The 20816-nt window shown below is 34.2% G+C and carries 19 protein-coding genes; 12 read left to right on the top strand and 7 right to left on the bottom strand.

The annotated features are described in order from the left end of the window. Positions 1-68 precede the first annotated feature (68 nt). Positions 69-1124: a phosphatidylinositol-specific phospholipase C1-like protein gene (locus GWR14_RS22435; protein ID WP_163411376.1), complete on the bottom strand. Its 1056-nt coding sequence runs from the start codon at positions 1122-1124 to the stop codon at positions 69-71. A gap of 517 nt (positions 1125-1641) precedes the next feature. Between GWR14_RS22435 and GWR14_RS22430 the strand changes: the two genes are divergently transcribed. The 4 genes from GWR14_RS22430 (at position 1642) to GWR14_RS22415 (ending at position 8297) form a co-directional block, all read left to right on the top strand. Then, positions 1642-2172, top strand: coding sequence for an RNA polymerase sigma-70 factor (locus GWR14_RS22430; RefSeq protein ID WP_163411375.1), 531 nt, complete (start codon positions 1642-1644; stop codon positions 2170-2172). Between the two features lie 78 nt (positions 2173-2250). Then, positions 2251-3174: a FecR family protein gene (locus tag GWR14_RS22425; RefSeq protein ID WP_163411374.1), complete on the top strand. Its 924-nt coding sequence runs from the start codon at positions 2251-2253 to the stop codon at positions 3172-3174. A 72-nt stretch (positions 3175-3246) separates the two neighbouring features. Then, entirely contained in the window at positions 3247-6528 is a 3282-nt protein-coding gene (locus tag GWR14_RS22420) for a SusC/RagA family TonB-linked outer membrane protein (protein ID WP_163411373.1), read from the top strand. 5 nt (positions 6529-6533) lie between these two features. Next, positions 6534-8297, top strand: a complete 1764-nt coding sequence (locus GWR14_RS22415; RefSeq protein WP_163411372.1) for a RagB/SusD family nutrient uptake outer membrane protein — start codon at positions 6534-6536, stop codon at positions 8295-8297. Positions 8298-8323: 26 nt separating this feature from the next. On the opposite strand, the gene GWR14_RS22410 is transcribed toward GWR14_RS22415, so the two are convergent. Continuing rightward, positions 8324-8488, bottom strand: a complete 165-nt coding sequence (locus GWR14_RS22410) for a hypothetical protein (protein ID WP_163411371.1) — start codon at positions 8486-8488, stop codon at positions 8324-8326. Positions 8489-8632: 144 nt separating this feature from the next. Here GWR14_RS22410 and GWR14_RS22405 point away from each other — a divergent pair, with 144 nt between their 5' ends. Together GWR14_RS22405 and GWR14_RS22400 are read left to right on the top strand one after the other, a co-directional pair. Continuing rightward, the gene (locus GWR14_RS22405; protein ID WP_163411370.1) at positions 8633-9970 is read left to right on the top strand and encodes a tetratricopeptide repeat protein; all 1338 of its coding nucleotides are present in this window, start codon (positions 8633-8635) and stop codon (positions 9968-9970) included. A 422-nt stretch (positions 9971-10392) separates the two neighbouring features. After that, positions 10393-11250: a phospholipase D-like domain-containing protein gene (locus tag GWR14_RS22400; RefSeq protein ID WP_163411369.1), complete on the top strand. Its 858-nt coding sequence runs from the start codon at positions 10393-10395 to the stop codon at positions 11248-11250. A gap of 296 nt (positions 11251-11546) precedes the next feature. On the opposite strand, the gene GWR14_RS22395 is transcribed toward GWR14_RS22400, so the two are convergent. Further along, positions 11547-12005: an RNA methyltransferase gene (locus GWR14_RS22395; protein ID WP_163411368.1), complete on the bottom strand. Its 459-nt coding sequence runs from the start codon at positions 12003-12005 to the stop codon at positions 11547-11549. A gap of 138 nt (positions 12006-12143) precedes the next feature. Between GWR14_RS22395 and GWR14_RS22390 the strand changes: the two genes are divergently transcribed. From GWR14_RS22390 to GWR14_RS22380, 3 genes are all read left to right on the top strand, one after another. Further along, positions 12144-13796 (top strand): sensor histidine kinase, encoded by a 1653-nt coding sequence (locus GWR14_RS22390; RefSeq protein WP_163411367.1) that lies wholly within the window; start codon positions 12144-12146, stop codon positions 13794-13796. Then, positions 13793-14425 carry a response regulator gene (locus tag GWR14_RS22385; protein ID WP_163411366.1) on the top strand — a complete coding sequence of 211 codons (633 nt, stop codon included), beginning with the start codon at positions 13793-13795 and terminating at the stop codon, positions 14423-14425. The genes GWR14_RS22390 and GWR14_RS22385 overlap by 4 nt, the downstream gene beginning before the upstream one ends. Before the next feature lie 116 nt (positions 14426-14541). Beyond that, on the top strand, positions 14542-14865 hold the full coding sequence (locus GWR14_RS22380; protein ID WP_163411365.1) for a hypothetical protein: 324 nt from the start codon (positions 14542-14544) through the stop codon (positions 14863-14865). Between the two features lie 160 nt (positions 14866-15025). Here the strand turns inward: GWR14_RS22380 and GWR14_RS22375 are convergent, their stop codons facing one another. Together GWR14_RS22375 and GWR14_RS22370 are read right to left on the bottom strand one after the other, a co-directional pair. Then, a complete protein-coding gene (locus GWR14_RS22375) occupies positions 15026-15511 on the bottom strand; it encodes a MarR family winged helix-turn-helix transcriptional regulator (RefSeq protein WP_163411364.1) in 486 nt (161 codons plus the stop codon). Positions 15512-15513: 2 nt separating this feature from the next. Next, positions 15514-16005 carry a GNAT family N-acetyltransferase gene (locus GWR14_RS22370; protein WP_163411363.1) on the bottom strand — a complete coding sequence of 164 codons (492 nt, stop codon included), beginning with the start codon at positions 16003-16005 and terminating at the stop codon, positions 15514-15516. Between the two features lie 352 nt (positions 16006-16357). On the opposite strand from GWR14_RS22370, the gene GWR14_RS22365 reads away from it, so the two are divergent. Next, entirely contained in the window at positions 16358-16945 is a 588-nt protein-coding gene (locus tag GWR14_RS22365) for a TetR/AcrR family transcriptional regulator (RefSeq protein ID WP_163411362.1), read from the top strand. A gap of 81 nt (positions 16946-17026) precedes the next feature. Then, positions 17027-17839 (top strand): SDR family NAD(P)-dependent oxidoreductase, encoded by an 813-nt coding sequence (locus GWR14_RS22360; RefSeq protein WP_163411361.1) that lies wholly within the window; start codon positions 17027-17029, stop codon positions 17837-17839. A 106-nt stretch (positions 17840-17945) separates the two neighbouring features. Here the strand turns inward: GWR14_RS22360 and GWR14_RS22355 are convergent, their stop codons facing one another. Then, a complete protein-coding gene (locus GWR14_RS22355) occupies positions 17946-19427 on the bottom strand; it encodes a DUF1254 domain-containing protein (RefSeq protein ID WP_163411360.1) in 1482 nt (493 codons plus the stop codon). A gap of 244 nt (positions 19428-19671) precedes the next feature. On the opposite strand from GWR14_RS22355, the gene GWR14_RS22350 reads away from it, so the two are divergent. Then, entirely contained in the window at positions 19672-20481 is an 810-nt protein-coding gene (locus tag GWR14_RS22350) for a hypothetical protein (protein ID WP_163411359.1), read from the top strand. Positions 20482-20608: 127 nt separating this feature from the next. Here the strand turns inward: GWR14_RS22350 and GWR14_RS22345 are convergent, their stop codons facing one another. Further along, positions 20609-20779 (bottom strand): hypothetical protein, encoded by a 171-nt coding sequence (locus tag GWR14_RS22345; protein ID WP_163411358.1) that lies wholly within the window; start codon positions 20777-20779, stop codon positions 20609-20611. Positions 20780-20816 lie beyond the last annotated feature (37 nt).

The following is a 20816-nucleotide window of genomic DNA, read 5'->3' as shown; positions in this document are numbered from 1 at the left end:
TTGTTTCAGGTTTCAAGTTTCAAGCCTAACAAAGAACCTGAAACTTGAAACAATAAAACCTGAAACAACTATTTATTCGCCGGATTAGTTCTCACATAACTCCCGTCATCATATTTAATTTGATAAGAAGAATCAAAAAAAGTACTTGGCAGATAATAATCAGTTGTTATAATCTGAGCACCGGATTTTTTGGCTGCTTCAAAGTGCGAATAATCATTAGCTCTTGCTTCTTTGGTATCGGCATCGGCTCTGGTTCTGATCAAATAGCCTTTTTTTACCAAATCAGTGATTTGTGCATCTTCAGGATTGTTTCTGAATAAAGTTGCAGCTTCTGGTTTTCCAGGTTCAGCGTTGATAAAAGCCGCACGGCCTTTTAATGACGGGTGATTCAAAGCATATAAATCTCTTTTTGCTCCGCTATTATCCAGCATAAATAAAAACTTGCCTTTTGCTTTTTTGAGTGTAGGCCAGTTGTTGTTTAAAACAGCTTCTTCCAGCGTTTTGTATTTTCCGCGAACCATGTCCGGAGTGATTAATTTATTCCCTAAACCTTTGCGAAGTTCTTTATCTAAAGCGTCGAACAATTCGGTCGTAAATTTCTCTGCTTTTGTACCTAAGAAACTGTCATCGTCTTTTGGTTCCAGCGTAATGAAAACAGGAACATGATCCGGATTGGTGTCAGACCACTTTTTTAATTCTGCAAGACAGTTTTGCAAAGTGTAACATGAAGTTCTAAAATCAATATCGATCATATGAAAAACTTTAAAACCCGGTTTTTTCATTTCTCCGTTTGGGTCATAAGCTTCCTGAGATTTTGCAAGATCCAAACCTTTTGGGTGTGCATATTTTCCTCCTTTAACATCGGCCTGAACATCGATTTCCAGATTTCGTAAACCTTTATTCAGTTGTTCGGTAATACTTATATGGGTGTATTGCAATCCTTTTAAAGAACGCGTAGTGTCTTTTGCCTGAATAAGATTGTATAAATCGGTTTCAATGGCATGACGATAGCTATTGTGCGAACCAATAACCTGAAGCTGATTTATTTTCAGGTCGTTACTTTGGGCGGATAAAGAGCCATTAACGGCAGCAGTCATGAGAAATGTAAACAGAATTTGTTTCATAATTTGAAAATAATAGGTTTAATAAAGATAAGGGAATAAGATAAATGATTTAAAATGTTGTAACGTAATTATTTTAAACACATAGAGGCATAGTTTATGAATGCTAAAAGGCGTTTCACTTGTATCAAATCATATAGTATAAAATGTGTGAAGCAAGTTTTTATTCTAAAAAATGATTCATGCTATATTTTTTGAATCCATATAAATTCTATGTGTGGAAGCGAGCTTCTTTTGTAACCTTAAAGAAAAGCAGAAAAAATCTATGTTTCTATGTGTTAAATTATTTTTTGAGTAACGTTTTTACTTTCGTTTTAAAGCTGACTAAATTAAAGCCTGAATTCTATTTTCGTGTTAGATAAAAAAAAAGAAATCAGCAATCGATTGTCATTTTTGGCTTAAAATAGTAGTATTTCTTCATCAAAAGGGGTTATTATTTAATTAAAAGTTAACCTTGAGACAAAAAACCTTGGTCTTACATTTCCTTATTTTACATTCTTAAATACCACTAAAATAAGCCATGATAAGTCCCGAAATTTTTGAAAAGACGTATACCCAATACTGGAAAAAGTTAACTGCTTTTTCGTATACAATGACAAAGGATAATGATCTGGCGCAGAATATAGTTCAGGATGTTTTTGTTGATCTATGGGAAAGAAAAACCGAGACAGAAATAAACGTTATTGGTCCTTATCTGTTCAGGGCAGTAAAAAATCAGGTTTTTAAACATTACCAAAATAACAGGTTTGACAAGACCATTCTCGAAGATAAATTCGAAGATTACGTAATCGATCATTTTTCGACAATCGATTCAGAGGTCATGGATTTGATTTATTCTTTATTAGACCAGCTTCCTGAAAAACGAAAAGAAGTGCTGCTGATGTACAAAATGCAGGATATGACAATTGATCAGATTGCAGATGAACTCGAAATTTCGAAGCAAACCGTTAAAAATCAAATTTCATCAGGGCTAAAACAACTGCGTGAAGGTCTGAAAGACCTGGTCTGGCTGGCTCCTTATGTTATTTTGCATCAAAATTTTTTAAAATAACTTTCGGGTAACGGTTTCATAATATTTCCGGATAGTACGATTTCCTGATTCGGGTACTTACTGGTAACAAGAAGTATTATGATAAAAAGAATCAAACATAGTTTAGAACATCTTATTGATAAAAGTGTTCAGCATAAAACATCCGAAGCAGAGGAAAAACTATTAGAAGATTTCGCTTTAAGCGAATATCAAAAAGCAAATTGGGATGACGATTCTATGGGAAACCCGGATGAAGCGTCTCAAAATATATATGAAAATATTCAGTTTAGGATTGGTCCTCAAAAGAGAGCATTTCCTTATTTAAAATATATGGCAGCTGCCAGTATTCTTTTTCTTGTTGGTTTAGGATTTTTCTATAAACCTGAAATTGCTATAGAAAAGCAATTGACATTTAAAACATCAGATATCCCCAAGTCTATCAAGTTAAGTGATGGCTCGAAAATTTATCTGGCAGCAAACTCATTATTTCAGTATCCTGAAAAATTTCTGGGCGAAGAGCGAAAAGTTTCTCTTTTAAAAGGAAATGCATTTTTTGAAGTCGCCAAAGACAAAAAACACCCTTTCATTATTCAGTCAGGAGAAATCAAAACGAAGGTATTGGGAACTTCATTTCACATTCAGCTGTCAAAATTAAAATGCGAAGTTATTGTCGTAACCGGAAAAGTAAATGTTACGGCAAAAGGACAGAGTATCGATCTGGTTCCGAATGAAAAAGCCTTGTTTGAGGGAGATAAATTAACCCGCCTTCAGGTCGATAAATCATTGCTGGTGAACTGGTATGCTTCGGATATTGCTTTAAACGAAGCTACACTTCAGCAGGTCATTACCATTTTACAATACAAATACGGCGTAACATTTCAGTTCGAAAACAAATCGGTTTTAAGTACTCCGGTAACGGTATTTATCGAAAAGAATGCGTCACTCGAAAGTGTTTTAAAACAAATAAATTATATCACAAACCTAAACTTTAATGTATATGACAAGACAGTAAAAGTGAACTAAAATCAAAAAAAAAGCAGTTGCTGAGAACAACTGCGATTAATAATTAAGTATCGAAAACCAATAACTTAAATCATGTATTTTAAACGAATCAATTTAAATCTTCTAAAAGGACTTTTCTTTTTAGTCCTGACGCTGCTGTCTGTTCAGAACGGTTACAGTAAAGTCGATTACAAAAAATCAAATGTAGATAATAAAATAGAAAAAGCAACACTAGTTTCTATTTTTTCAAAATTAAGTCAGAAAACAGATTATAAATTTAGTTACGGACAAGCAATTATTGCAGATAATAAAGTCTATACTGTAAATTATACAAATGAATCTGTAGCTGTTATTTTAAATGACCTTTCTAAAAAAGCAAATTTCAATTACAACATCAACGGAAAATTAGTTCTGATTCAGAAAACTGCTGCCGTAAAAAAGAACGAAGATGCAGATAAGATTAAAGTAAAAGGAAAAATTGTTGACGAAAATGGTGTTCCAATGCCAGGAGTAAGTATTGTAGAAGCTACTACTAAAAATGCTTCGGTAAGTAATTTTGACGGAGAATTCGAAATTACGGTTGAAGAAGGCAGAAATCTTGAGGTTTCGTATTTAGGTTATAAAATGAAAACCGTTGTGGCTCAAAAGAGTTTTATGACGATTCAGTTAGAACCAAATACATCAGAACTGAGCGAAGTATTAGTCGTTGGTTACGGAAAACAGTCTAAAAAAGATGTAACCGGAGCCGTAACACAATTAGAAGCAGCAAATTTTAAACAAGGGGTTAATGTTTCTGTAGATAATTTAATTCAGGGAAAAGTTGCGGGTGTACGTGTAGTGAATTCAAGCGGTGAACCGGGAGCAGGAGTAAACGTAACGATTAGAGGAGTCGGGTCTATCAGAAGCGGTAGTACACCTTTGTTCGTAGTAGACGGTTTGCCTTTGTCAAATGACGATGTGAGTCCGACTGGGACGAATGTTGGTTTTGGATCATCTTCAGCAAAAAATCCATTAAACTTTTTGAATACAAGTGATATTGAATCGATTACGGTTTTAAAAGATGCTTCTGCAGCTGCTATTTACGGTGCGAGAGGTTCTAACGGAGTTATTCTTGTAACCACTAAAAAAGGAGCAAAAGGCGAAGGAACTATGACTTTTGATTCGTACGTAGGAGTTGCAACTGTAGCCAATAAACTGGACGTTTTAAGTGCAGATGAATATAGAAAAGCGATTAAAGACCCGGCTTTTGATCATGGCGGAAACACAGACTGGCAGGATGTAATTTACAGAACTGCGATTACGACAAACAACGCTCTTTCTTTTGCTAAGCAAACTGATTCTGGAAATTATTATGCTTCGATAGCGCACATGGATCAGGAAGGGGTTATCCGTAACAGTAATTTCAAACGTCTTTCGGGCAGAATTAATGCTGCGGAATCATTTTTAGACAATAAACGTTTAAAATTAAAAATGAACCTTACAGCAAGTGAAACCAAAGATAACGGTGTTCCAACCAGTGATGACGGAGGATCCAATGGGCAGTTGATTGTACATACTTTGATGGCAAATCCAACAAGATCTGTTTATGATGCTGATGGAAAGTACACCAACTTTAATATGAATGCGCACTACAATCCGGCTTATTTGTTAAGCATTTACGAAGATGAAACACGCACTTTGAGAGTTTTAGGAAACTTAGAAACTTCTTTTAGAATTATCGACGGATTAGAATATAAATTAAACGTAGGTATTGACCGTTCTACATCTGAAAGAAATACCACAATTTATCCAAACACTACAGATTTAAATCCAACAGGAAGGTACGCTCAGAGCAATCTGGATTCTAAAAACTCTCTGATCGAGCATTATCTAACTTACAATTTAAATTTAGACAAGCATAAAATCGAGGCTTTGGGAGGTTTTTCTTATCAGAAATTTGAAAGATCAGGAACCAATTTTACTATTGAAAACATTACGGATAAAGGTGTTGGTGTAAAACCATCAATCAATCCGGGTTATGAAGGAGAAAAACCGGTAATTACAGGTTATGCACAGGAAAACGAATTACAGTCATACTTCGGAAGGGTAAATTATACTTTTAATGATAAATACCTGTTAACAGCTTCGATGAGAGCAGACGGTTCGACTCGTTTTGGAGAAAACAACAAATATGGTTACTTCCCTTCATTTGCTTTGGGATGGAATCTTTTCAAAGAAAGTTTCCTTGAAGAAGCTACAGCGATTAACAACTTAAAACTTAGAGCGAGCTGGGGACAAACCGGAAACCAGGAAGTGGAGAACAAATTGACAAAAGCAAGTTATTCTTTGTCAGGAGCAGACGGATATTATTTGTATGATGATTTGAATCTGGTAAACGGAATTTCGGTAGTAAGAACAGCCAATCCTGATTTGAAATGGGAGGTAGTTACTCAGTTTAACGTAGGAGCAGATTTTAGTTTATGGAATGATAAACTATACGGAACTGTTGACTATTTTACCAAAACAACTACAGACGCAATCTTAAACGTACCGGCACCGGTATTAAGTCCGACAACAACAATCTGGACGAATATCAAAGATGGTAAAATCATCAACAAAGGTATCGAGATCATGTTAGGTTCAAAAATAATCGATACGAAGGATTTTACATGGAATGTAGATGTAAACGGTGCAACATTAAGAAATAAAATAGAAGATTTACCGGTTTCAGAAATCTTAACCGGAACCGTTTCAGGACCGGGACAATCTGGTGTAAATGCGAATATCTATAAAAACGGATATGCAGCAGGATCATTTTATATGAGAAAACATATTGGTTTTGATGCTAACGGAAATGATATTTTTGAAGACCAAAACGGTGACGGAAAAATTGACAACAGTGACCGTGTTATTTTTGAAGGGGCTCTGCCAACTTTTTACTACGGACTTAACAGTGATATGAAATACAAAAACTTCAGTTTTTCATTCTCTATCATTGGTCAGACAGGAGGTTATTTGTTGAACAATACAGGTTTGAATGCTTTAAATATCAACAACCTGGCTTCAGACAGAAACGTAGCTTCACAATATTATGACTCTGGCGCAAATTCTACCAACTCTCCGGTTTTATCATCGCTTTTCCTTGAAAAATCTGATTTTATCAGGCTAAACACAGCTCGTTTAGGATATGATTTCAACCTGAAAAACGTAACCTGGTTAAACGGATTAACGCTTTATGTAACAGGTCAGAACCTGTTTACGATTACAAATTATTCAGGATATGATCCTTTAGTCAATACACCAAAATCAAACGGTGGAAACCAGTCTATCGGTATCGATTACGCCAGTTACCCAACTTCCAGAACCTTCAGTTTTGGTGCAACTTTAAAACTATAATGATTATGAAGACAAAAACGATATTTAGTTTAAAAATTATCACAATATTCTCTTTTATTTTTCTCTTTAACAGCTGTACAGATCTGGATGAGGTTGTACTGGACGAAGTATTAGGTAGTGAAGCTTCAGACCCGGCCGGTGCGCTGGCAGCGGCTTATGACCGATTAGGAGACAGAACATTTGTAGATCACGGAGGTGTTTTTTCATTACAGGAATACACAACAGACGAAGCTATTTTACCAACTCGAGGAAGTGACTGGGGAGATGGTGGAAAATGGAGAGATATGCACGAATTTACATGGACTTCTAATAACGCTATTGTGGTGGACAACTGGAATTTGCTGACCAACGGAATTACACGTTCCCTGACTGCAATTAAGGTTATTGAAGAAAGTACAATTGCAGACAAAGCAATGTTTCTGGCTGAAGCCAAAGCACTTTTAGCATTTTATACCTACCATACTTTAGACTTGTACGGACAGGCTCCATACAAAGATCCGATGATTCTGAATGCACCTTTACAGGTTTTTAAAGCAGACACCCAAATAGATGTATTAATTACTCAAGTTGAAGCTTTAATCCCTGATTTGGCTGATATCGGCACAAAAAGCACGCATCACGGGAGATTTACAAAACAGGCTGCTTACGCATTTTTGAGTACTATGTATTTAAACCGTGCTGTTTTTAAAGACCGCTACAATGCCACTTCAAACTTCAATTTTAATGAAGCAGCTGTATCAGGAACAGGAACCGATATGGATCGTGTTATTTATTATACTTCATTGCTAATTGATTCAGGGAAATACTCTTTAGAAAGTGATTATTTCAAAAATTTTGCAAGGGACAATGATAACGGTAAAGAGCTGATTTTTGCTATTTCACAAAAAATCGATTACATCCGCAACGGGTCAAACAGTTTTGCGTATGTATGTGTAGAGCGTAACCAAAGAGCTTCTGCTCTAAACAGAGGAACAAACGCTGCTTGTACAACTCCGGAATTCTATGCAACCTGGGATGGGAATCATGATGATCCAAGATTTCATCAGCATTACCAATATGCGGATGGTACATGGTTTATGAATGATGGTACAGACGTAAGCGTTCCTGCAACAGATTTGGTACCTAACAGCACTCAGCCTTGGTTTCATTTCAACAGAGGGATTCAGGTTGGTCTTCAATATGGACCTAAATTATTGACATCAGCATCTCTTGAAATGGTTGGAAACCGTATCAAAGTTTCTCCTTTGTACATGGAAAAAAGCACCACTACTAGAATGGATTTTACACCTACATTAACGTTTGCAAAACCACTGGAATCTGTTTTTGCCCAAAACGAAATCAATCAGGGAGCCCGTATTTTTAAATATGAATTTGATCCCGAAGGAGGAAACGGAAACAGTAATGTAGATATTTCGTTGTTCCGTTTAGGAGGAATGTACGCTATGAGAGCCGAAGCTTATTTCAGAAAAGGAAATACAGGTTTAGCAATGAGCGATTTAAATACATTGCGTACCAGCAGACACAGAGAATCCTTATTTGCAAATGCTCCCGGAAAAGTGCTTACCTCTTTAGACGCGTTACAATTGTATAAAGAATTAGGTTTCGAATTGTACTGGGAACTGCAGAGAAGACCTCAGAGTCTCCGTTTCGGAAAATTTGATTTAGCAGGAACTGCAAAACCGGCTACAGAACCTTTCAGAAGATTTTTCCCGATTCCTCAAACCGTTATAGATGCAAAAGATCTGGACCAAAACGAAGGATATAAGTAATATTAAGTTGTGTTAGTTTATTTTTTTTATGACAAAACGCCTGTTTCGAAAGAGACAGGCTTTTGTTTTTTAATAAGGAGCTGTTTCCAGCTGTCCGCTATATTCCCGCTAACAAAAACTACGGCAAAAAAGCCTTGTTTTTCTAAAGCGGGAGATGCCGCTTCCATCTGGGCTAGGGAATAGGTTTTCATAAGAGCAATAGTGCAGAATTTCACATTCAACAAATAAACAATCCTTTTGATCATTGTAAGAAAAAATAAATATATTTGAAACTTACTAACACTGATGTTTGTCAGACATACATACGAAGTTAGCAGAAATTTTAAACCAACTATATGGGAATATTTGACTTTTTTAAGAAAAAACGAAATGGAATAGAAGATTCTAAATTTAATTCAACACAATTTCAAAATGAAATTTGTGCATTAGCATTATGGAAACTAGAAGAAAATGACTTAAATCCTAATATTGCAATTTATGAACTAAAAAAAGTTGGATTGAACACAGAACAAATAAATTCCGTTCTTGAAAAAACAAAAACATTTTTGAATAAAGATTTAAATATTTCTCATTCCCAAAATTTAGGAATTGAGGAAATCAAATTCAATAGTGAAGATTATCAAAAAGAAATCTTAGACTATGCTCAAAAATTGTATTTCCAAAATAATCATCGCTACGAAATTGTTAAACACGAATTGTTTAAAGATGGCTTAAGTAATGAACAAGCAGATGAAGTCGTTGAAAAACTTCAAAGAAAAAATTCAGAAATGGTAAATGATTTTCAAAAAGATTTGGATTCTGGTTTAATTTCTGAAATTAAGATTCAACCAAATCCAGAACACAAAAAAGAGAATGTAGGTAAAGAGGAAATTGATAAATATATAGGATATGGTGCTTATCAAATGGAAAGAGGAGATTTAGAAAATGCATTAGAATTATTTGATAAAGCTATTGAATTAGATGAAAATGCAGCATTAGCTTATGCAAATAAAGGAAAACTATTTTCATTAAAAAATGATAACCAAAAAGCATTATTTTTCATTAATAAAGCCCTTGAAATAGAACCAAATCATTCAGAGATATTAGATAATAAAGTAGGAACTTTATTTGATTTATTAATTGAAGGAAAGATTAGCGAAGATGAATTTATTGAAAATATTAATGAAATTTTGGAGAGGGATTCTGAAAATCCAAATGCTATATTTTATATTATTCAACATTTATTAAGACAAAATCAAGTTGATAATGCTCTTCAAAATTTAATAAAATTGTTTAAAATTAATTTTAGAGATAAGGATACACTTAAATTAATGTTAAATATTTTTGGACATTTATCTGAAGAAAGGGCTTTAGAACAATTTAATGTGTTTGAAAACGAAGTTAATGAAGAAGCAAAATACCAACTAAAATATGTTAAAGGATTATACTTAAAAAGAATTGGAAAATTTGATGATGCAATAAAACTATATGCCGAATTGAACAAAATTCAAGAATTTTCCTGGAACTTTTACCAAATAGCGATAATGAAAAATTTACAGGGTAAAACAGAAGAAAGTCTAATTTTTTTAAAAACTACTTTCAATTTAGAGCCTGAACTAAAAGAAGACGCAAAGAACTTTCCTGAGCTTCAAAACATTTGGACAAACCCAGAATTTATACAAATAACAAAATAAAAACTTCTGCTAACTGCCGTTTGGCTCAATTGCTGGTTTTTACAAAATTGAAATGATTAAATCACCTAGAAAGTTTTATCTTAACAGAAAATAATCAGTCTCTCTGGTGCTCGTTTGCAACGAGTACCTACATAAATTAAAAGATAAATTGTAGCGTTTGTAACGCGGTTATTAAAACAAAAGTTTCTTTAAAAAGTTAATGTAGATGGTTCATCTAAAAAGCAGAGTTGCAAACGCTTTTAACTAGTTTTCACAAGTAACAGATACTCGTTGAAAACGAGCACCCGATTGAGTAAAATTAGGTTACGGTTAGTAGTATTTAGGAAGAATTTGATAAGGTAGCTGAGCAAGAGCTATTTATGGAGAATAAATAAGTAACTTTGATTTACTAAACAGAACAGTATATAATAAAACCCAGTTTTATGATTTTTATTCCTCCAATGGAAATTGCTACGAGAATTATGACATTGATAGACAATGCTAAAACCAACTTGGTTTTGGTATCGCCTTATATTAGTATTGATGGTTGGGATAAGTTCAAAAGGTGTTTACAAAGAGCGGTAGATCGAGGAATAATAATAACCATTTATGCCAGAGAAAATGCTAATCAAAATTTAGATAGTATAATATCATTCAATGTTAATTTGGTACTAGTAAAAGATTTGCATGCCAAAATTTACCTGAATGAGAGTTATGCCATTGCATCCTCTCAAAATTTAGTTCAATATTCGGATTCAAATTCAATTGATTTTGGCTATTGTACTGAAACAGAAGAAGAGCGTAGTCAATTATTAAACCTGATTAATCAGTATTTAGTCGCAACAAAACCAGCCAAACTCAATATTACAGAGAAAACAATCAGAACAGTAAAAAAAGAAACAGTTCAGGAAACGGAATGTAAAACGTTTAAAAATTTTGAAATAAAACAAATTTTTGAAGCCTTCCAAAAAGAATATAAGATAGGCAGATTGAGTAGTGAATCACAATATATTTATTGCAGTAATATATTCAGTTTTGGAGATCTTATGATTAGAGAAGGATTTGAAATTCGCTTTAATTATCAAATTAAAGATCATAGTTCTATTATAAAAATTCTCGAAAATATTGACTTAAATGGTAATCATTATAAATACAACAAAGAGTTAGTTATGAATAAAAATCACCCTAATTCTTTTATTTTTATACCTCAAGCTGTTATTGATATTCAAAATCTAATCCACGATTATGTTTTAATGACCAGTAAAATTTTAGATGAAACGGGAGGGAACGACCTTCGATAAAATAAATTTAAATTCCTCAGGTTCCTCTCAATGGAGGTAAATTAATCTTATCGAGATATTTTTAATCTTAATTTAATATCTGTGGAATAATTTACACCCGCTCCCGCACGAATCCTTTCGTGTGGGCTTTTGAAACTAGAGTTTTATACTTATCCCCACTATGCAAAGTCTTTTTTCAGACTTTGCGTAATTTTAAAATCATGTTGCAATCCGTAAAAGTCTCAAAAGTCTCCTGACTTTTAACGAAAATATCTTGATAAGGTATGTGTTTAAATAGTTGTAAAAAAACTAAGGTCTTAAGATCTCGGCTTAGCCAGATTCCTGTCGTACATGACAATAGTTCCTGCCACAGCGACATTTAAGCTTTTTTCAGATTTGAATTTAACCAAATGGTGGCATTTTTCCATTGCTTTTTTAGGCAGGCCATGATCTTCTGCTCCTAACAAATAAACACAGCGTCTTGGATGTTCAAAGGTTTCTAAATCGGAGGCCTTTTCATTTAATTCAACGCCAACCAATCGCGCTCCTTTAGGCAAATTTTCGAAAAAAGCTTCAAAAGTATCATAGTGAAAATACGGAATTGCCTTCACTGCATTATGAGTGTCACAGGCTTGTTTGGCATATCGGTTGCCTATGGTAAAGATATAAGTAGCGCCTAAGTTTTGAGCCGATCGCCACAAAACGCCTAAATTTTCAGGTGTTTTACCATTATAGATGCCTATACCAAAATATTCATTTACAAAATTGTCATTCATAAAGGCAAAAGTACAACTGTAAAGTAGATAAATCAAAATTAGTATTTAGAGATTTAGCAGAACTATTGCTTCAAAGTTTCTTTTAAAACACTAAACGAAGTATATTTACAGATACGAAACCGACAATAGAATTTTTTAATGAACATCAAAACATTAATACTCATTATAATTAACAGTTTAATTGCGTTGGTAATTGCTTTGCTGTCTTTTTCTTCATACAAGCAGTTTTCAAACGTTTTAAACGATCGTATTTTACTGCAGTTAAATTCTATTAAAACGCTCAAGCAAAACCAGATTGAACATTTATTAAAATCAGAATGGGAGCGGTTTGAAGCTTCCGAATTGTACAGCGAAAACATTGATACTTCCGTATTAAAAATTCCCGATAGTATTCTAAACAGGAACGGAATTTACGATTTTACAGCATATCATACTACTAAAAAAACAACCATAGGTTTTATCTCCAATTCAGAAAGAGGTAGAATGATTAAAGTTTTTGATTACAACAAGATTAAACAAATACTCCTTGAACGTACCGGAATGGGGGACAGTGGCGAGTCCTATCTTGTGGGTAACGATTTCCGAATGCGTTCTCAGTCCCGTTTTTATCCCAATAAAACTCCTTATACTATATCTGTTAAAACAAAAGGGGTAATTAATGCTTTTAAAGGAATAAATGGAAGAGGTGTTTTTGAGGATTACAGAGGGATTGAGGTATATAGTGTGTATAGTCTCATTGCGGTAGGAAACTTAAAAATGGTTATTCTGTCTGAAATAGATGTTGATGAGGTTACGCTTCCCTTAAAAGAACTGAAGCAACGACTTTTAGGTATAACTCTTGGTATTTTTTTACTGGGTGTTATGCTGTCTCTTTTTTTGACCAGAATTATTACCAACCCAATTAAAAACATGCAGAAAAGTCTCCGTATTATGGCTCAAGGAGACTATAACCAGACCAATGAATTTATAAAAAATTCTAAAGAAATAAAGGAAATGTTTGATGCTCTGGCAAATTTGAAAGCTTCTTTGCAGGGTGCCGTAAAATTCTCTGATGATATTGGTAAAATGAATTTACATACTGATTTTAAACCTAAAAGTTCTAATGACCTGCTGGGAAAAAGCCTTTTAGCAATGAGGGATAAGCTTATAGAGTTTAGAAATAAGGAGGAAAACACCAGAATACTTTCAAAACGAATGCTCGTAAACGGTATGGAAGATGAAAGGCGCAGACTTTCGCGCGAACTCCATGATGGTGTAGGGCCGTATTTAACATCTTTGAAACACTATATTGAAAACAGGGTTAAAAACGAAGAGAAGAAAGCAGAAATGAAAAAAATAGTGGATGAAACCATTTCTGAAATCAGATTGATGTCAAATGCTTTAATGCCTGCTTCGATAGATGATTTTGGAATTGGCGTTACCTTAACCAACTTTATTGAAAGGCTGAAAAAATCGACAACTGTAACTATTGAATATGAAGATTTAACTCTGGAAAATTCTAATATTACAAACCATCAGGCGATTAATCTTTTTAGAATAACGCAGGAACTCATTAATAATTCATTAAAACATGCTGATGCCAAAAACATCCGGATTACACTTTCGGAATTTGATGAATTTGTTTCTCTTTTTTATTTTGATGATGGAATTGGGTTTGATATCACCACTGTTAAATTAGGTTTAGGAATTATTAACATCAAAGAACGTGTAGAAATTTGCAATGGTACCATTACAATCAATGCAACTCCCGGAAATACCACCTTTGAAATCGAATTACCCATAGAATTATGAACGAAATCAAATTAATAATAGCGGATGATCATGAACTTTTTCGAAATGGCCTTGCTGAGCTGCTGAGAAAACATGACGATATAAAAATAGTTAAAACGGTTGGGGATGGTTTAGAGTTTATGGAACTTATAAACAGCCGGTTTGAAGCAGATATTGTATTGCTGGATATTACGATGCCCAATATGGATGGTTTTCAGGTTTTAAAAGAATTAAAAAACTTATCCTCTGATATAAAACCTATTGTAATTTCGATGCACAATGATGGTAATTACATCGCAAAATGCGCTAAAATGGGGGCTTACGGATACTTATTAAAAAATACAGATGAATCTGAATTAATTCTTGCCATAAGAACGGTGAGCAATGGAAAAAAATACTTCAGTGCTGAGATTTCTGAAAAAATGATCAATTTTATGTCAACACAAAGCATCAGTGAAGATGTTTTATCTAATAAAGAAACCGAAGTTTTAGGGTTAATTGCTAAGGGGTTAACCACTAAAGAAATTGCGGCTAAACTATTTGTAAGTTCACGTACCATAGAAACACATCGTGCCAATATTTTAAAAAAGTTAGAAGTAAAAAATACCGCTGAACTTATTAAAAAAGCGGCAAAAATGAATTTGATTTAACGAAAATTAAGAACACCGGTATCCGTATAAATACGGATGTAAATAGAGTAGATTCACATAATCCTGGAAGCCTGTTACTGATTGTAAATTTGAAAAAACAATAAAAAGTAATAGTCATGAAAAATTTAGGATTGATTTTAGGAGTTTTATTAATCTCTTTTAGTGCATTTGCACAAGAAGAACCTACTAATTTGAAACAGAGTGATTTGAAAGGTCCGGATTTTAAAAATTATAAAGTTTGGATGCATGAAACTGCACCAGTTAAAATATATTCTGAAGAGAATAAAACAGCATTACAGGGACCAGCATATAAAAACGAGCAACCGGTGAAAGAGATTTCCAAAAAAGATCTGGTTGAAGTGAAAATAGGTGGTTCAGAAAAACAAAAATTAACAGGACCGGCATACAAAAACTATGGTCCATGGAGTAAAAATTGGTAATGTCTCACTAACAGAATCAGATATCCAGATGTTTGCCACTGTCTAAATCTGATTCAACAGCCATTATAAGCTAAAGAGGCTGCTCGAAAAGTAATTTTCGGGCAGCCTTTGTTTTTTCTCCTGATGATAATCTTATCGTGTGAACAACAATTCTATTAAATTACTTTTCAGAGGTACTCTTCAACTGTAAAGCCCTTTGCAAAAAGCTCTGGTGCAGGATTTTGTTTTCGGCCTCTTCAATAGCTTTCAGTAAATTGTTTTGATTTTCGGTGATTTCAGTCAGTGCATTTTTCATGACTTCCCAAACAGGTTTCATTTGTTCAATTAATTCCCTGCCTTTTGGCGTAAGCTGAATGAGTCTTTTACGTTCGTCTATTTTGTCCTTTTTAGAGCGAATCAGTTTTTGTTTTTCGAGTTCTTTAAGCAGACTGATAGTTGACGGATGGGTATAACCTATTTCGTTGGCAATTTCAACCACGCTTAAAGTTTCTTTGTAAAAAAGTGTATAAATTACCGGAAACCATTTGGGTTCAAAATCAATTCCGTATGACTTATAAACTAATGCGCCGTCTTTCCGCAGCTGCTCGCTTAGACGCTGCAACCGCGTTGAGATGGCCAATATTCCTGATTCGTCTATAATATTCATGTTTACTTCTTTAAGTTTAAATGGCAGAAAACATTATCAGGTGCCATTAATGGAAAATCTTTTGGCAATAATTCTTTGTTAATTCGGACAAAATCATTCTTTTCATAAAATCGCAAGGCGGCTTCTAAGATCGAAACGGTTCCCAAATATAAATCATCGATTCCGTTTTTACGGCAATATTCGATTAAAGTGGTCAATAATTGTTGTGCAATTGAAAACTCTTTTCCACGAAATTCTTTTTTTACAAACATTTTTCGGATTGCCGCTTTGCTGTCAGTAAATTTTACTAAGGCAATGGTGCCTACCAGTTCATCATTAATAAAAGCACCCCAAAAGCCACCACCTCCGTTATAATAAAAGTTTTGAATATTAAACAAATCAGGCTGGTCTTCAATGGTAATAGGTACATTAAATTCTTTTTGCTGAATATTGATTATTAAATCGGCAATTACATTCTCGTATTGGTTTTCTATTGGAATAATTACAGGTTTCATTCGTATTTAATTTTTTTTACAAAACTACGTAGTTGAATACATAGATAAAAATGTTTTAGACATTTTATGATTTATTTTGCTTTTTGGAAGAAGAGTAGTGAGGTTAAAAAATCGAATTTGGAAGAAATAATTAGATGAAAGTAAAAATTGTGAAAAGAGCAACTTTTATGATTTAAAAAACGATGTCATACTGAGCGGAGTCGGAGACTTTTTAATATTAAATAATTTTGATTCGTTTAGTTAGACCGCTAACAAACACTGGTTGTTAGACTTTTACAGTAAAAATAATTTCAAATAAATTTGTATATATGACCAATCGGTCATATATTTGTCCTGTAAAAATGAAATAATCATGACAAAAGGAGAAGAAACCAGACAATTCATTATAGAAAAAGCAGCACCTATTTTTAATACAAAAGGAATTGCCGCAACTTCTATGAGTGATATTATGGAGGCTACGAAGTTGTCTAAAGGAAGTATGTATGTTCATTTTGAAAACAAGGAAGTTCTGGCTTGTGCAGCGGTTGATCATAATATGAAAATATTGACAGATAAACTGCTGTTGGAAATCAGTAAAAGCAAAACGGCAAAAGAGGAGCTATTTACGTTCATAGAATTTTTCAGTAATCCTGTTACGCCGCCTGTTACCGGAGGCTGTCCTTTACTGAATTTCGGAACTGAGGCTGATGATACGAATCCTGTTGTAAAAGAAAAGGTAAATAGCGCCATTAAATTTAGCCAGCAGGTCATACAAAATATAATCAGCAAAGGAATCGAAAACAAAGAATTTAATCCGGAGTGGAATTACACTGAGTTTGCAACAGTGATGTTTGCGATGATGGAAGGAGGGCATTTAATTTCAAGAATGTCAGGTAATAACGATAAAATGAAAGTTATCATTAAAACACTAAAAAAAATAATAGAGGAAAACACCCTCTAATTTTTTTTGTTTAAAACATGACCTTTCGGTCATTTTTGTGAAAAATTAAATAACAATAAATAATAGTAATAATCAGAAAACATGTCAAAAACAATTTTAATTTCAGGAGCATCAAAAGGATTCGGAAGAGCCTGGGCAGAAGCATTTTTAGCAAAAGGATATCAGGTAGCAGCAACAGCCAGAAATATTGATACACTAGCCGATTTAAAAGCACAATACGGAGACGCTATTTTACCTCTAAAACTGGATGTAACCAGCCGTGAAGATTCGTTTGCAGTGGTTGAAAAAGTGCAAAAACATTTCGGGAATATTGATATACTGATCAACAATGCGGGTTATGCTTTGCATGGAGCCGTAGAAGAAGCCAGCGAACAGGAAGCAAGAGCACAATTTGAAACGAATTTCTTTGGAACGCTTTGGTTAACACAGGCCGTTTTACCCATTATGAGAAATCAGAAAAGCGGTCATATCATTCAGGTTTCTTCTATTTTAGGAATTGCAACTTTACCAATTGTAGGATTGTATAACGCTTCAAAATTTGCTGTAGAAGGTCTTACGGAAACTTTGGCTTCAGAAGTAAAACAATTCGGAATCAATGTAACTTTGGTGGAACCAAACGGTTATATCACAGATATTTGGGGTAATGATTTCAAGAGTAAAAGCATTGATGCTTATGATGGTATCAAAAAAGCAATTGCAGAAGCAGACAATTCTGATTCTTTCGGAAAAGTAAGTGCTACTGTTCCGGCAATCATTAAATTAGTTGAAGCCGAAAATCCTCCTTTGCGTCTGTTTTTAGGAAAAGTAGCATTACCATTTGCCAAACAGGTTTACGGGCAAAAACTGGCCACATGGGAAGAGTGGGCAGACGTTTCTGTTGCAGCTCACGGATAATTATTATTTTTTAAAAGAGTTTTCTTTCGTTATAATTCAAAAAACAACTTAAAAAAGGAAAAAGAACAGTTCAATCTTTTTCCTTTTTTAAGTTGTTTTTATTTTATTACTTCACTTTGATCACAGCAGGTGGATTCCAGCTGTCATTTAATACTTTTTCTTCAGGCCAGTAACATCTTACATATAAAGAGAAAACTTCTTTTGGTGCGGGTAACCAATTACTCATTTTATCAGCAGTTGGTGGTGTGCTTTGTACATATATGGTGAGTGATCCATCTGTATTGTATTGCAGGTTCTTGTTTTTAGTACCCAGTGAATAACGCTTCAAATCATTCGGTGAAAAGAAATGGTGCTCGTTGTATAAGGTAAGTGACCAGAAACCTTTTACGGGAGGAGTTTCTCCTTTGGCAAAAGTCACGGTGTACTTATTGTTACCGTTTAATCTTGCGCCGTCAGCATCCAGATCTTGGTAGAAATACCTGGTTTCATTGGGTTTGTTCACAAAAATATTGGCTTTGGCACAAGAAAGCCTAGTAAGATAGTCATAGCCAAATTGGGCCCCATTTCGTTGCGTGTTCCAATTGTATTTTACCGGATAACCTACATTTTGAAATTGAAATAATGGTTTTACATAATTTTCCTCAGCGTCAATTGCTGCTTTTTTAGCTATTTCTTTCAGTTTTGGATTTTTTGCCAATGCATCTAACAGGGCTTGTATTTGTGCATAGAAAGCTTCCTCACCTGGCATTGGTGGCACTTCTTTTAAAATATCGGCTAACTGGTCAAAAAATATTTCCGGTTTTACCCATTTGGTTTCGCCTTTAGCTCCATTTGGATCTGGTGGTGTTACTTTCGTTTTTTTCCAGTCTGTAATTTTCATTTTTCCATCAAAATCTTCTAAAGGATATAGTCCAATTTGATTTACTAATGGCTGAACTGCTTTTTTATCAGCAGGATCATCTGTTTGAAACACACGTGGAATAACAATACCACGTAATGTAGAAGATCTGTAAACTGCCGTAATTCCATCGGGTACTTTGCCATTCCAGTCTTTGTGAGCAAGAACATAAAAACCGGGTTTTGTGCCATACATTTTACCAAAGCTTGCAAAGCCGTCGGTACGCTGATCACAAACCTGATAGACCCAAAAGCTATCACCAAAATCTGGTACTTGTACCACTACAGGGCCTTTGGAAAGATCTAAAGGTGATAAACCGTATACAACATCCTGATTGGGGCACGCTACCGCTCTTTCTGCGGGTTCTACATAATCATTTAGCATACACAAATGATTAGGAGGTGCTAACGGCAGCACTCCTCCTGCATAAATTGGACCTGGTAATGCTTTAAACGTTTCTACCCGATCATGAATATTTACCATTGGCCATGCCCATCCGTAAATAGAAGTGGTAAGGTTTTTTACAAAAGCCTCTGTCATGATAGTGTTAGGAACCGGAGGGGCAGGTAATTTTTGTTCAGTTGTACTGGCAGTAGAATCTGAAGAGTCAGAATTTGGTGTTTCATCTTGTTTTTTGCAGGATGCCAAAATTGAAACGACTATAAATAATATAAAAAGATTTTTTTTCATCATACAAAGTATTTAAATTATAAGTTTTGATTTTTTGATATTTAAGGCTATGTAATTTAAGAATGGAAAGATTTTTAGCGAATTAATGCTCTGATATTAATCCAGATAGTTTTTATATTAAAATTAACAATATTGCCTTTTGAAAGGATTTTAAAGATGTTGCAAATTATAACTTGAAACATCTTTATAAATATTTTTTTACGGTTTAATGGTAATTTAGATAAGCCAAAAAAAAATATTTTTTATGAATTTGAAACGTTGGATGACAGTTGCTTTTTTGTCTTTTTATTGTTCGGCAGTTTTAGCTCAGTCTGATACAGAGCAAAAAACTTCGATAGAAGAAATGAGTAAAAAAAGGCAGGATCCTGTAAGTGGTCTGCGTAGTGTTTTTTTACAGGAAGTATTGCTTCCGGTAGGAGAAGGAACAGCTAGTTCTTTTTCTGTACAGCCCGTTTATCCATTTAAATTGGGAGAGAATCTAAAGCTTATAACCTATACGATTATTCCTTTTCAGAGCCTGCCTCCCATTACTGCAGATGCTACCTGTGAAGCTGGAATGGGTAATATTTTGTTCAACGGTTATTTTTCGAGTATTGTAAAGAAGGGAAAAATCAGCTGGGGATTAGGTTCCGCTATGCAGATTCCTACCAGAACCAATGCAGCTTTAGGAAGCAACCGGCTTAGTCTTGGACCAACTGCCTTGTTGTATTATGCAGGTGATAAAATTTCCGGAGGAGTGGTTGCTCAAAATTACTGGTCGCTTGGCGGTAATGATGATAATAAAGTAAATGCAGGAAGTGTGCAGTATATAGCTTACTATAATTTTGCTAAAGGATGGTTTGTAGAAAGTAATGCCACAGTCTCGGTTAACTGGCTGGCATCATCAGAAAATCGTTGGTTAGTGCCTATTGGAGGCGGTCCGGGAAAAACATTTCAGATAGGTACAAAAAGTAAATTGTTTTATTCTGCCGCAGCACAAGCTTTTTATAATGTAGAACGCCCGGAATATATAGGAAACTGGCAGGCTATTTTTCAATTTCAGGTAATATTTTAGAAATCATCTGCTTTTCTGATAGAACGAGATGGTCTCTTTTTGAAGAGATTGTCTCGTTTTTTGTGATGAAGGAAAATAAAAAAGCGACCCTTAAAGATCGCTTTCTGTTTATATGTTAAGTTGAAATTTAAATCGGTAATGATTTTAAATTCTGTAAAGTTTTTTTGGCCAGTTCTATTTTGTCTGTAAACAAGTTTTTACCATTTATTTCATCGGTAACTTCGGCTATTTTTTGCTTAGTTGCTTTAGACATCGAAATGATGTTTGCTTTTTTTACCGTTTTTTTATCTTGTCCCATAATCCTCAGATTTAATTGATTAGTGTACAAACGTCAA

It is taken from the genome of Flavobacterium ajazii, from assembly GCF_010614725.1.
Classification (GTDB): domain Bacteria; phylum Bacteroidota; class Bacteroidia; order Flavobacteriales; family Flavobacteriaceae; genus Flavobacterium; species Flavobacterium ajazii.
The sequence above is the reverse complement of the archived record's forward strand: the minus strand, read 5'-3'. Positions and strand labels throughout refer to the sequence as shown.